Source organism: Amycolatopsis sp. NPDC043885, assembly GCF_056435685.1.
Map to the genome: position 1 here is coordinate 178,501 of NZ_JBWKEA010000011.1, position 13,245 is coordinate 191,745.

The following is a 13,245-nucleotide window of genomic DNA, read 5'->3' on the forward strand; positions in this document are numbered from 1 at the left end:
GGTAGGTCAACGGTGGCTTTCGCGGCATGAGTACCGGGCACCGTCTTCGGGATGCGCGCAGCGGAGGTGTACCCGAATCGCCGCTCGTGACCACCTCCGTGGGCGCGTTCATCGGACGCCAGGAGTCGGGAAAGTCCGTGAAGGCCTCCTTCCCTACCCTGAATGTAGGGAAGGAGGCCTTCACGGACTCGCCGCGTTCGCTTTGCCGCTCACGGGCCGGAGTCCTAGCCGGGCATCTCCGAAGGCTGCGAGTCCAGCCCCGCCCGGCGTTTCGTCCAGCCACCGCGCGTGAAGTCCGGCACCGCGACCGGTTTCCCGCCGCGAGCGAGGGAGACCACGCTCAAGGGCACGGGGGAGCACCAGGCCGCCGAGTCGTAGACGTCGATGTCCGGCACCAGCCCGGCGCGCATCTGCTGCACGATCCGCCACTGCAGCACGTAGTCCATGCCGCCGTGCCCGCCGAGGTTCGGGTCGTCCTTGAGCTTCTTCCACAGCCAGTGGTCGTGACGGTCGCGGTACGGCCCGAAGTCCTTCCACGCGTGGCCGCTGTGGTCGGGCTCGACGTAGATCCGGGCGGGGTAGTCCTCCACGATGCCGCGGCTGCCGGCGAGGCTGTTGATGCGGCTGTACGGACGCGGCGAGCTGACGTCGTGCTCGGCGCGGATGATCCGGCCCTGCTCGGTCTCGATCAGGCAGGTCACCAGGTCGCCGTTGATATAGGTCTCTTTCCACGACGGGTGGCCCGGCGGCATGTGGCGCTTCCGGTAGTCGGCGAGCCCCTTCGGCTCGGTCGCCGTGGCGCGCAATGTGGCGAACCGGTCGCCGCGGTTGACGTCCATGCAGGCGGCGATCGGCGCGAGGCCGTGCATCGGGTAGAAACTCGCGGTGCTGCGAGTGTGCCACTTCCGGCGCCACGCGTCGGTGTAATACGTGTCGGAGAACAGCAGTTCGCGCAGGTCGTGCAAATAGCCGCCGTGTCCGTTGGTGACCTCGCCGAAGACGCCTTCGTGCGCCATCTTGAGGATGGCCAGCTCGTTGCGGCCGTAGCTGCAGTTCTCGGCCAGGAACAGGTGTTTGCGGGTCTGCTCGCTGGTGTTGACGAGGTCCCACAACTGGTCGAGCTCGGTGGCGATGGGGAGTTCGACGCCGACGTGCTTGCCTGCCAGCAGCGCCGCCTTGCCCTGGGGGTAGTGGAACTCCCACGGGGTGGCGATGTAAACGAGGTCGATGTCGTCGCGGGAGAGCATCTTCTGGTAGGCGTCGGCGGATCCGCCGTACTCAGCCGGGCGAGGACGCCCGCCGGCGGCGAGTTTGTCCGCGGCGGCCTTCGCGCGCTCGGCGCGGATGTCGCAGACCGCGGTGACCACGGCGCCCGGGACGGCGCTCCACCCGCCGATCATGGACATACCGCGATTGCCGAGACCGATCAGCGCGATCCGGACGGTCTGGTGCCGCTCGAACGGGACCCCGATCATGCTGCGCTGACCAGGACGGCGGGGTGCGCTTTCCGCCTCTTCCGCCGCGGTCGCGCTCGTCGGGATCGCGGCGAGCGCTCCGGCGGCGAGCGCGCCGCCGAACAGTGTCCGCCGGGAGACTGAGGGCAGGTCGGCCATGAAGAACACTCCTTCGTGTCGCCTTCGGTGCCCAGACTTTGTCCAATCGCCGCCGGATATGTCAAGAGATGTGCCAAAGTGTGCAGTAAACTGCACTATTGCGCAATTTGGATGCTTGTTTGCCGGTGTTTCGCGCAGCCCGGGTGCGCGTACACATCCGGGCCGCGCGGATGGTCATCGACGGATCAGCACCTGGTCGATCGACTTGCGCACCAGGTTCGGCACCACGCAGTCGTCGGCTGGATAGCCGACCGGGATGACGGCGAACGCCTTCTCGTTCAGTGGCCGCTCGAGTAGTTCGCCGAGGAACCGCATCGGCGACGGCGTATGCGTCAAGGCGGCCAGCCCCGACAGATGCAACGCCGTGAGCAGCATGCCGACCGCGATGCCCACCGACTCGTCGACGTAGTAGTGCTTGTGCTTGGTGCCGTCCTCGTCGAGGAAATAGCGCTGCTGGAAGACCACGATGAGGTACGGGGCGTCGGTGAGATGGGTTTTGACGGCGTCGGTGCCCAGCGGGCGCAAGGCGGACAGCCACTCCTCGCCGAGCCTGCCCTCGTACGAAACGCGTTCTTCCTCTTCGGCGGCCTCACGGATCCGCTGTTTGGTCTCGGCGTCCTTGATGAGCACGAACGTCCATGGCTGCTGATGCGCGCCGCTGGGCGCCGTGGCCGCCACCGCGATGGCGTCCACCACCACCTGTTCGGGCACGGGGTCCGTCGAGAACATCCGCACGGTGCGGCGGGTGTCCATGCGGCGGCGCAGATCGGCGGCGGTGGCCAGCGATTCTTCCGCGGGCACGCGCGCCGGACGGTAGGGAACCGGCTCGAAGGGGTCGCCGTAGGTCGGGGTCCACTGTGCTGTGGTCATGATGGCGATTCTGGCGGCGGACCCGGTTTTCGGGAAGCCCCGGAGCCGGGTTATGTCCCTGGAGTTATGCCGCCATCTGTCTCAAGTGGACGGAAGCCGGTCGTCCTAACCGGCGGGCGGTTCCGCTACCTAGAGCGCCACTCAGCGGTGTCGCGGCGTAGAGATAGGTATCCACTGCACGACTTTCGTCGGTGTCAGGTTTCTCTTGCCGCGCACCAGAATCAGCACACCCGTCCCCATCGCGCGGCCGAACCCGGGCCGCAGAAATGAGTCGGAATCATGCGACTGCGCTCCTTCGCCCTGATCGCCGGCACCGCCTTCGCGGCGCTGCTCGGCGTCACCGCCCCCGTGGCGTCCGCCGCGGAACCGTCCTCCGACGTCCAGCCGATGATCATCGGCGGCCAGAACGCGTCGAGCGGCCCGTGGGCGGCCAGGCTCTTCGCCAACGGCAGGCAAACCTGTACCTCGACGATCATCGCGCCTCAGTACATCTTGACCGCGAAGCACTGCGTGGCCAGTAGCGGTACGTTCACCTTCCGGATCGGCAGCCTCGACCAGCAGAGCGGCGGCACCATGGCCACCGGCTCCACCGTCACCCGGCACCCGAGCGCCGACCTCGCGATCGTGCGGCTCACCGCGCCGGTGAACGCGACGTACTCGCCGCTGGGCACCACCGCCAACGTCTCCGTGGGGCAGACTGTCCAGGTCTACGGCTGGGGCGCGACCAGCCAGTGCGGCTCGGAGATCAACTGCCAGTCCCGCTACCTGAAGGTCGCCAACGTGTCGGTCACGTCGGTGTCCTGCCGTGACTACAACGGCGGCATCGCGGTGTGCGCGCGCCGCGGCGACGGCATCACCGCCGGTGGGGACTCGGGTGGCCCGATGTTCGCCTCCGGCCGTCAGGTCGGCGTCGCCTCGACGAGCGACCGGCAGACGACCACCGCCTACACGAACATCACGCGGTACCGGCCCTGGATCCAGCAGATCGCCGGCGTCTGAGGGGTATGGCGGACGTGGCGTGGTCCAGCACGGGGCCGAACTGGCTGACGTAAGCTGACCATGCCCCGCGTGCCCGATCGATGTCCAAATGTACGGTTCCGAGTGGGGTCGTGAGTGGTAATGAGGGTTAGAACGCTCATTACCACTCACGACCCCCTGGTGAAATCGGGCAAACCATCCGAAACGGGCGTACTTCTCCGAGCGGTGTCCCTTGTGGACGGTCATGAGGGGTGCCAGGTCTTTTGAGGGGCCGCGCCCGTCTTCAACCTCGGCGTGCACAGGGCCCTCCCCGGCGCTTGCCGGGGAGGGCCCTGTGCTTGCTCTAGTCGGGACGGCCGACTTGGGTGTTCGACAGGTCGAGACCGATCGCGAAGTCCGCCGTGTAGCCGCTGCCGGTCTGTTGTGGACGCAGCAGCATCTGGGCACCGCCGTTGCGGTAGATCGAGTCCCGGCTGTTGGTCGTGTCGGCCGGACCTTTCCGCCGGTACGGTTCGGTCCGCAGATAGGCCGCGCCGAACTCGGGCGTGAAATAAAGCTGCGAGGTGAACTCGTACGGCCTGCCGTTGGTTCCGACGGTGCGTATTTTGATGTGGATATGCAGCGTGCGTCCCGTGTACCAGCCTGGCAGAATGGTGGTGAACCGGGCCGCTCCCGATTGGTCGGTGTTCTGGTAACCGCGCAGGAAACGGCGGCCGCGACTTCCCTGGGACGGAATGTCGGAGTACAGCCCGAACGCGTCGCACTGCCAGAGGTCGACCATGGCTCCCGGTAGTGGCGTGCACTGCTGCTGACGGATTTGCTGAACGGTGAAGTTGATCACCAGCGCGGTGCCGGGAACCAGTTGCCCGGTGGAGGGCTCACTGCGGATGTCGGAGCGGTTGAGTCGTTCGTCGACGAAGTACGGGCCCTCCATCTGCTCTGGTTTGACCACGCAATCCAGCGTGCAGACCTCGGGTGTGCCCGCGTTGAAGGTGGTGGCGCTCGCGGTGGCGGATCCGGCGACCGTGAGTGTCGCGCCGGCGGCGCCGAGAAGGATCAACGCCTGCCGCCTGCCGAGAACTCGGCCTACTGGCTCATCATCGTCATGCATGGGGTTCCTTTTCGCCAAATGATGGGAGTAAGGGAACTGAGCGCAACAATGGATTGTCGCAGGGTGCCGCGCGCATCCGATTGTCCGCCATGATTCGCTCGCTGTCGAGACGGTTCACTCTCGTGCATCATACTTCGAAGCGAGCAGTATTATTTGATGGGCCGAATTCTCGAACCGCTGCTACGGCATTTCGCCTACGGCGCCTCGAAATCCATCTTGAGAAAGCTTGCGTGCCCGGTGGTTCGCGACGTTGACGCGATTCCCGCATAATCCCGGCATGCAATAGCGACGCCGCCCCGGACGTGTTGTGTCGATGAACGCACCTCCGCAAGTAGGTGCGCCGCAGGCGCGGAACCGTTCCACGCCGAGAGACCGGACGACGCCGAGTATCCCGACGCCGCAGACCAGGGCCAGGGAGTCCGCGACCGTCGCGTCAGGCCGGGCCGAAACGGCCCATCGTGCGCTGTCGGTCAGAAGAGTGACGTCACCGATCGAAGAGGTGAGCGCGGTGGCTCCGGTGATGAGGCGTGCCTGATCCGGGTGGTCGATCAGATCCCGCACCGTGACGCGTAACCGATGAACGGCACGCAGATCACCAGGCCGGGTGGGCTCAGGCAGTGCGTGAAGCTCGGCGAAGGCGGCGAGAGGCTCCAGGTCGGAAAGCTTGTCTTCGCCGTGCCAGACCTTCGGGGCGGTGTTGACCAGGTCGGTAGCGACGCCCGCCGCCCGGACGTAATCGTCTAACGCTACTTGCATCCCTTACCGACCTCTCGTATCTTCGCGGTTAACTGCTAGTTTAACCCTTACCTGGAGGTTGTCCGTGGAGATCGACGCCCTGGTGTTCGACATACTCGGCACGCTCGTCGACGAACCGGCCGGGATCCGCGAGGCGGTCCGGCAAGCGGCGCCGGGCACCGATGCGGATGACCTGGTCGGCCAGTGGCTGGGCCACATCGAGACCGAGCAGCGGCGCATCGTCGCGGGGGAACGGCCGTTCGCCCCGAGCGACGTTCTCGACCGCGAAGCGGCCCAGTTGGTCACTAAGACCGACGTGGTGCCGAGGCTTCCGCCCTGGCCCGACACCGTCGAAGGGCTGGCTCGCCTCGCGGAGCGATACCCGCTGATCGGTCTCTCCAACGCCGGCCGGACGAGCCTGCTTCGGATCAACGCCCATGCGGGTCTCCGGTGGCATCAAGCGCTCTCCGCCGAGGAGGCGCGGACCTACAAACCGGACCCGGCCGTCTACGAGCTGGCCGTCGAGCTGAGCAAGACGAGGCCGGAGCGGCTGCTGATGGTCGCCGCCCACGCATGGGACCTGAGGGGAGCACAGAGCGTCGGTCTCCGGACCGCCTACGTCGCCAGGCCCGTCGGGGACCCGCCGAAGGCCATGGATCGCTTCGACTTCCACGCAGACGGCCTCGCCGATCTGGCCGATCAGCTCGCGAAAAGCCGGATGTGATCAAAACTGTCGGTGCCTCCCGCTAGGTTCATCCCAGTCCCCACCGAGACACCCCGCAAGGAGAAGATGCGTTGTCAGACTGGGAAAGAGCAAGCACGGCCAGGGTGTTGCCACCCGCCCGCCCGCGCAAGCTCGCGAAGGTCCCGTTCGTCGAACTGGCCGACGGACGGGTGCAGGGCGTGGTGTCCAGCGGATCGGACATCGGCCGGGTGTACGTCTCGTCGGTCGCGGCGAGCACGTACGAGTTTGCCTGCAGTACCAACAACAACCGGCCCTGCGGCGGAGCCCGGGGCATGTTCTGCAACCACATTCTCGCCCTGATCAACGAATCCACCCTTCAGTACGGTGCGGAGCGGGTCGCGCGGTACTTGCGCGTCGAGGTTCCGGAGCCGACCGCGCAGGCCATTTCGCAGACCATGAGCGCGACGCGGCCGTCGCAGGGTGACAACACCGCCGCCGCTTCCGTGTTCAGCCAGTTCTTGCGGCACTTGGCCTACCTCGAATTCGAGCCGTCGACGGCGCCGGTACCGGAGCTGCAGTGGTTCCCGCCGACGAGGGCGGTGGTCTGATGCGTGTCGATCTGCTCACCGATCCCATCGCCGGTCTCGACGAGGCGCTGGCGGTTGTCGATGCCTTCGACGACGTGCTCGTCGCCGGCTTGCTGCGTCCCCAGAAGATCGCGGGCTTGACGGAGCTGGCTGACGCCGTCGCGGGGTCGCCATTGGCGTCCAGAGTCGCCGAGGCGGCCGAGAAGACCGCAGCTGGTGCCGCAGGGGAGGAACATTTCGTTTCCCTTGCGGCGGCACGGATCGCGGTGTTCGGCTCCGTGCACGACGCGGTTCTCGCGCGCCTGGTCGAAGCGACCGGCCGGCCGCTGGGCGAGGACTCCGCCGGGCAAGCCGCCGAGCCGGAACCGCTCAATCTCCTGGTCGCCGCACGGTCCTGGCTGTCCGATCTGGCCCGCGCGGGCTGGCAGGGTATCGACCACGACCTGATCTCGGCTTCGGCGCAGGTGATCTCCGCGCTGCTCGCGGAACCGAGCCTCCGTCGGCTGGCCGTCCTGCTCGACGGTTTCGCCGCGGAACTCGCGGCGTCCTGTCCTGGAGCGGCGCTGGAGCGGATCCCCGCCCGGCGCTGGGGCGACCTGTGGTCGCGCGGAATGCTGCTGACCCTGCCCGGGGCGGCGGCGACGCCGGTGATCGGCACGGTCACCGGCCGCCTGTTGCCTCTCGGGGTCGACCTGCTGGAACATGCGACGGCCGCGCAGGCCCAGGTCCACGCGGTGTTCGAACCCGAAGACGGCACCCCGCCGCGGCTCGTGCGCGCGAACGTGACCGCGCCGAAGCCGGACACGATCATCGGCGCCGGGATCTGGCAGTTGCTGCGCCCGCATCTTTCCCTGCTCACGGCGATCAGCGAGGGCCGCTCGATGGACCTCGCCGACATGCCGGTCACCGCGGAGGGCGACGTCCTCTGGCGAGACGAACTTGCCCGTCTCGGAGAGCCCGCGGACGCGTTCTCGACCGCGCGCGTCGCTCTGCCGAAGGCCGTCACGCCGACGGTCGAGCCGCTGGATCGGCACCCGGTGCGACTCGCCGTTCCCGTCTTCCTCGAGGGGTACGGGATCGAGGGAGACGAAGACGCGCTCACGTTCACCTTCGCCGGGAATCGGCTTTCCGTCGAGACCGATCGCATCCCGGCCGCCGGCCCGCTGACACCCAAGGCGGTCGCGGGTTCCAGCGCGTGCATCGGCCTGATCCGGTGGGACGGCGGATTCCGCCTCCAGCCGCTCGCCGTCGAAACCATCGTGCGCAAGAAGACCACCGCCGTGCACGCCGGAGCCTGGGCAGGCGGCACCACGGACAAGGCCGGGGTGAAAGCCGAGAAGGCGGCCACCGACGCCGCGGCCGTACTGCGCGAACGCGCCGGAAGGCTGTTGCGGAAATGACCGAACCCGAGGACAACCGCCGCCAGGTCCTGTACTGGCGGCTGCTCGCCCGGCTCTTCGACACCGAGGAGCAGGCCGCGCTCGAATCGGCGAGTGTGGCCGTGGTCGAGGACGTCGGCCTGCCGTCCGCCGTGCTGGATCCGAACGTCGCGGTCGACTCGATCGTCCAGCGTCATCCGGAGCTGGCGGCCGAGTTCGACGGGCTGATGGTCCCCGAAGCCGAGGAGAGCCGGGACAAGGCCGCGGAAGTGCGGCGCGCGGCGCTCGTGTCGAAGGTGCTGCTCAACGTCTTCGCTCCGGCGCCGCCCACGGTGACGGCGGGGCAGCTGTCCCGCTGGCAGGCCGACGCGGGCTGGCTGGAGCGCGCGTTGGGCTGCCGTCCGGGCGAGTTGCGCGGAGGTCGTCGCGGCGGCGCCCCGACCGGCCTCGGCGGCACCGGCGGTGGTGGCGCGCCCGACCTGAGCACCCTGCTCCCGGCCATCGGCCCGGAGCTCGGCGGCATCGAGGCGGACCTGGTCAAACGGATGCATCTGCGTGAGGTCCTCGCCGACCCGGCGCTCGCGGCGAAGCTGAGCCCGAGCATGTCGCTCATCGAACAGTTGTTGCGGGACAAGGACAACCTGTCCGGAGTGGCGTTGGCCAACGCCAAATCGCTCATCCGCCGCTACGTCGACGAGATCGCGGAGGTCCTGCGGACCCAGGTCGAGAAGGCCTCGACGGGCAAGGTGGACCGTTCGGTCCCGCCGAAGCGCGTGTTCCGCAACCTCGACCTCGATCGCACCATCTGGAAGAACCTCACCAACTGGAGCCCCGACGAGGAGCGGCTCTACGTCGATCGCCTCTACTACAAGCAGACCGCGAAGAAGACCACGCCGCAGCGGCTCATCGCGGTCGTCGACCAGTCGGGCTCCATGGTGGACTCGATGGTCAACTGCGCGGTGCTGGCTTCGATCTTCGCCGGGCTGCCCAAAGTGGACGTTCACCTGATCGCCTACGACACCCAGGCGCTCGACCTCACACCGTGGGTGCACGATCCCTTCGAAACGCTGTTGCGCACCAACCTCGGCGGCGGCAACGACGGCATGGTCGCGATGGCGCTGACCCAGCCGAAGATCGCCGAACCCGCGAACACCGTAGTGGTGTGGATCTCGGACTTCTACGAGACCCGCGTCGAGCAGCTCTTCGAAAGCATGGCCGCGATCCACCGGTCCGGGGCGAAGTTCATCCCGGTCGGCTCGGTCACCAGCGCCGGCCGGGGCAGCGTGAACCCCTGGTTCCGCGAGCGCTTCAAGGATCTCGGCACGCCGGTGATCTCCGGCCACATCACCAAGCTCGTCCACGAACTCAAGACTTTCCTCACCTCCTGAACCTCCCGAAAGGCAAGACATGTCCGACCTGTTGCGCGCCCCCGCCGAGATCAAGTACGCCGAAGAGCTGGACTGGCTGGAGTCGGTCGACGACAACCCCAAGCCGTTCGCCTGGCGTCTGTCCCCGAAGATGCTGCGCCTGTTCATCCTCGGTTCCGAACGCGCCGACGGCCTCGACCGCGAGATCTCGCAGAAATGGTTCGGCGACCGGAACATCGTCGAGCGGGCCATCGTCACCCTCGCCTCCGACCGCGGCCTTCTGCTGATCGGCGACCCCGGCACCGGCAAGAGCTGGCTCGCCGAACTGCTGGCCGCGGCCATCTCCCGCAACTCCACGCTCGTCGTGCAGGGCACCGCCGGCACCACCGAGGACCACATCAAGTACTCGTGGAACGTCTCCATGGTCATCGCCAAGGGCCAGTCCCGCGAGTCGATGATCCCGTCGCCGATCATGACCGCGATGGAGGCGGGTTCGATCGGCCGTTTCGAGGAGCTGACCCGCTCCACCAGCGACGTGCAGGACGCGCTGATCTCGATCCTGTCGGAGAAGTACATCTCGGTACCGGAACTGGACAGCGACGGCATCGTCTTCGCCAAGCCCGGTTTCTCCGTGATCGCCACCGCCAACAGCCGCGACCGCGGGGTCAACGACCTGTCGTCCGCGCTCAAGCGTCGCTTCAACTTCGTCCGCATCCCGGTGGTGACCAACAAGAAGAGCGAGGCCGAGATCGTCCGCTTCCGCACCGAGGAACTCCTGCGCCGCCACCAGATCGAGCTGGACGTGCCGCCCACGCTGCTCGACGTGCTGCTGCGCAGCTTCGGCGACCTGCGTGCCGCGGCGGCGTCGGCGGGCAGCGACGACGAGAAGCTGGAGTCCGCGTTGTCCACCGCCGAACAGATCGGCGTGCTCGAAGACGCGGTGCTGCACAGCAACTTCTTCGGCGAACGCGAGCTGACCGCCCGCACGCTGGCGTCTTCGCTGGTCGGTTCGCTCGCCCGTCGCGAGCCGGAGGATCTGGCGATCCTCAACAAGTACCTGCACGGCGTCGTCGAGCCGCGCAGCAAGGACGAGGGCGGGGACTGGCCCGAGTTCCTCGACGGCGGCCGCGACGCGATCGCCTCCCTCTCGTGAGCGGCGCCTTCGAGGCGTTGCGCGGCCAGTTGCAGGAGGCCGCGGCCGCCTTCGCCGACGGGCCCGGCGCACTGGAGGGCATCCTGCTCGGGCTCGTCGACGACGTCGACCGCGCGGTGCGCGAGCCTTTGGAGATCTTCCCGGTCTGCCATCATTCCCCGGCTTCGGCCGTGGCGATGGCACGGCGGTTGCGGGAGAAACAGCCGAAGGTGGTCTACCTCGAGCTGTGCGAAGACATGGCGCCATTGCTGACCGAGCTGCGCAACTGCCGTCTCCCGGTGGCGGTCCAGGCGTTCGCGACGGAGGTGAAGGGATTCCCCGCGGAGTGGGCGCCCCTGTCCGTGGTCGCGCCGATCACCGAGGCTTCGGCCGAGTACCAGGCGATCGCGTACGCCCTCGACACCCCGGGAGTCGAGCTCGTCCTCGTCGACCGGTCGGCGGACCACGTCTTCCAGTGGAACGAACGCGAACCGTCCCCGGAGCCGGACACGCCGCCCGCCGAGGAAGAGGCGGCGCTGCACGGTGACGCGGTCGGCGTCGAGATCGGTGATCTCCGGCCCCGGTTCGCCGAACTCGAGGAACACCTGCTGCGGCACGGGCGGGTGCGGCACTGGTCGGAGTGGTGGCACCAGTACGTCGAGCTGCCACTCGGCGACAGCGACCACGACACCTACCGGCAGGTGATGTTCCTGATCGGCAGCCTGTTCCGTCGTCTCGCGCCGGGCGACACCCGGCGTGTCCGGGTGGACGAAGACCGCGAGCGCTACATGTGGACCCGGATGCGCGAGCACCTCGCCGCCTCGGGTGCGGATCCCGCGGACTGTCTCTACATCTGCGGTGCCTTCCACGCGGCCAGCCGGGTCGCGGAGTTCGGCGTCGAGGGTACGGACGGGTTCGTGATCAGCCAGCGCAGCGAGAGCACGTGGCAGTACGGGCTCATCCCGTCGAGCCACGCCTCGATCGAGGCGCAGTTCGGGCTCGCCGGGGGATCGGTGTCGATCGCCGCGACCGAGTGGGCGAAGAACCTGAAGCGCACCAAGGTGAAGCAGTTCCAGCTGGAAGGACAGGTAGGAGGGCCGAAGCGGAAGGCCGCGGAGTTGCCCGCGCCGGCGCCGGATCCGGTGGCGTCGGACCAGCTTTCGGGTTTCCTGCAACGACCTCCGGTGCTCGACCGGCTGGACGAGGCGGAACTGCTGGGGTGGTCGGTCGAGATCGTCCGCGCGGCGCGGCGCAACGGGTACCTGGCCTCGACCGCAGACGCCATCGCGGTGTTCGAGACCTCGATCCTGCTGGCGGGTCTGCGCGACCGGGCCAAGCCGACGCCGTACGACTTCCAGGACGCGGCGGTCACCTGTATCGAAAAGGACGTCGTGCCCGGCAGGCGTGACGTGCGCCGCCTCGTCGAGATCATGATGGGCGGGGACCGGATCGGCCAGGTCGGCTACGACGCGTTGCCGCCGCTGGCGCGTGACGTGCACGACCGGCTCGAACCCCTGAACCTCAAGCTGCAGCAACGAGGTGTGCAACGGGCGCTGCTCGACATCGCGTCGAGGCCGGAGCTGGAGCCCTGTTCCGATCTGCTCTGGATGCTGCGCTACCTGATGCCCCACGGTGCGGCGCGGCCGATCATGGGGGAGCGGCGGCTCGGTGAACGGCCGATCCAGGAGTCGTGGGATCTGGCGCTGGGCACCCATCAGCGGGCCCTCATCGAGCTGGGCTACGAGGGCGTCAGCGTCGAACAGGTGCTGGAGCAACGGCTTCGGCGTGCCGCTTACCATCCGCAGGCCACCGCGGCGAAGGTGCTCGGGGCGGTCGAAGACGCGACGCTCTACCTTCGCAGCGCGCGGCTGGCGGGAGAGCTGGGCACACGTGCCCTGGAGGTACTGGCCACCGAACGCACCGTCGACGGCGCCCCGGAAGTGCTGCGGCGGGTGCGGAGGCTGCTGGCGCACTACCGGACCAGCGAGCCGGTGCTGCCCCGGTGGATCGAGGACTTCGTCCGGACGGGGTACGCGCACTACTGCACGCTGCTCCCGGCGGCCTTCGCCGACGAGGAGGCCGGTGTCGAGCAGGTCGCCGCGATGCTGGGCTTCCTGTTCAGCATGGAGGCGCTCGCGTTGTCCCTGGGGTGCGACCGTACGCAGCTGGAGCTGGCGATCGCCGGATCGCATCCGGAGGAGCCGTCGAAGGTGGCGCTGTTGTGGGCGGCGCAGGTCCAGCTCGGCCGTCTCACGCGTGCGGAACTGCGTGAGCGCTGCGCCGGACTGCTGGCGAACCCGATGGTGCTGCCGGCTTATCCGCGCTACCTCAGCGGTTTCGTCCACGCGTTGGAGCCGGCGCCGGGATTGGCCGACTTCGTCGTCGAGGCGGTGTCGAACGCTTTCGCCGAGCTGCCGGACAGGCTGCTGCTGCCGTGGTTGCCGACGTTGATCACCACGTTGCGGTCCCGGGGCGCGGAGCTGGTGCCGCTGCTCGTGCGTGAGGCAGGGCGGATCTTCCCCGGCAGGCTCACAGCTCTCGACGCCTGGGTTCCGCCCTGGAAGGACCAGCCGGAACCCCTTGCGGTGACAAGGAAAACCGGGGGAGGCGGCCTCGCGTTGCTGGCGGCGCATCCGGCGAGCTGCGACGCCGTGGCGGGCCTGCTGGGCTGTGAGGAGCCGTGGGCGAGCACCGCGCGCACCGGCTTGGCGCTGCTCGAGCGGTATCCGGACTCCGCAGCCGCGTTGGAGGAGGTGCTCACCGGCGGGTGAACCCGAGGGGCGGTCGC

11 protein-coding genes are annotated in these 13,245 nt (G+C 68.1%); 7 read left to right on the top strand and 4 right to left on the bottom strand.

All coding sequences use genetic code 11. The features are described from left to right. Positions 1-224: 224 nt before the first annotated feature. Together AC069I_RS28335 and AC069I_RS28340 are read right to left on the bottom strand one after the other, a co-directional pair. Entirely contained in the window at positions 225-1,613 is a 1,389-nt protein-coding gene (locus AC069I_RS28335; protein ID WP_478227088.1) for a Gfo/Idh/MocA family protein, read from the bottom strand. A gap of 174 nt (positions 1,614-1,787) precedes the next feature. Continuing rightward, positions 1,788-2,483: a nitroreductase family protein gene (locus tag AC069I_RS28340; protein WP_478227089.1), complete on the bottom strand. Its 696-nt coding sequence runs from the start codon at positions 2,481-2,483 to the stop codon at positions 1,788-1,790. 279 nt (positions 2,484-2,762) lie between these two features. Between AC069I_RS28340 and AC069I_RS28345 the strand changes: the two genes are divergently transcribed. Further along, positions 2,763-3,482, top strand: a complete 720-nt coding sequence (locus AC069I_RS28345; RefSeq protein WP_478227090.1) for a S1 family peptidase — start codon at positions 2,763-2,765, stop codon at positions 3,480-3,482. A gap of 322 nt (positions 3,483-3,804) precedes the next feature. Here the strand turns inward: AC069I_RS28345 and AC069I_RS28350 are convergent, their stop codons facing one another. Both AC069I_RS28350 and AC069I_RS28355 read right to left on the bottom strand, forming a co-directional pair. Beyond that, positions 3,805-4,590 carry a dioxygenase family protein gene (locus AC069I_RS28350; protein WP_478234386.1) on the bottom strand — a complete coding sequence of 262 codons (786 nt, stop codon included), beginning with the start codon at positions 4,588-4,590 and terminating at the stop codon, positions 3,805-3,807. A 162-nt stretch (positions 4,591-4,752) separates the two neighbouring features. Next, on the bottom strand, positions 4,753-5,328 hold the full coding sequence (locus AC069I_RS28355; RefSeq protein ID WP_478266778.1) for a CGNR zinc finger domain-containing protein: 576 nt from the start codon (positions 5,326-5,328) through the stop codon (positions 4,753-4,755). 64 nt (positions 5,329-5,392) lie between these two features. Between AC069I_RS28355 and AC069I_RS28360 the strand changes: the two genes are divergently transcribed. The 6 genes from AC069I_RS28360 to AC069I_RS28385 all read left to right on the top strand — a co-directional run bounded on the left by AC069I_RS28360 (position 5,393) and on the right by AC069I_RS28385 (position 13,228). Beyond that, entirely contained in the window at positions 5,393-6,031 is a 639-nt protein-coding gene (locus AC069I_RS28360; RefSeq protein ID WP_478266779.1) for a haloacid dehalogenase type II, read from the top strand. Between the two features lie 71 nt (positions 6,032-6,102). Next, positions 6,103-6,600 (top strand): hypothetical protein, encoded by a 498-nt coding sequence (locus AC069I_RS28365; protein WP_051071892.1) that lies wholly within the window; start codon positions 6,103-6,105, stop codon positions 6,598-6,600. Next, entirely contained in the window at positions 6,600-7,979 is a 1,380-nt protein-coding gene (locus AC069I_RS28370) for a hypothetical protein (RefSeq protein ID WP_478227094.1), read from the top strand. The genes AC069I_RS28365 and AC069I_RS28370 overlap by 1 nt, the downstream gene beginning before the upstream one ends. Next, on the top strand, positions 7,976-9,346 hold the full coding sequence (locus AC069I_RS28375) for a VWA domain-containing protein (protein WP_478227095.1): 1,371 nt from the start codon (positions 7,976-7,978) through the stop codon (positions 9,344-9,346). Before AC069I_RS28370 ends, AC069I_RS28375 begins: the two co-directional genes overlap by 4 nt. Before the next feature lie 19 nt (positions 9,347-9,365). Continuing rightward, positions 9,366-10,478: an ATP-binding protein gene (locus AC069I_RS28380; RefSeq protein ID WP_192744695.1), complete on the top strand. Its 1,113-nt coding sequence runs from the start codon at positions 9,366-9,368 to the stop codon at positions 10,476-10,478. Then, positions 10,475-13,228 (top strand): DUF5682 family protein, encoded by a 2,754-nt coding sequence (locus AC069I_RS28385; protein WP_478266780.1) that lies wholly within the window; start codon positions 10,475-10,477, stop codon positions 13,226-13,228. The genes AC069I_RS28380 and AC069I_RS28385 overlap by 4 nt, the downstream gene beginning before the upstream one ends. The last annotated feature ends 17 nt before the right edge of the window (positions 13,229-13,245 follow it).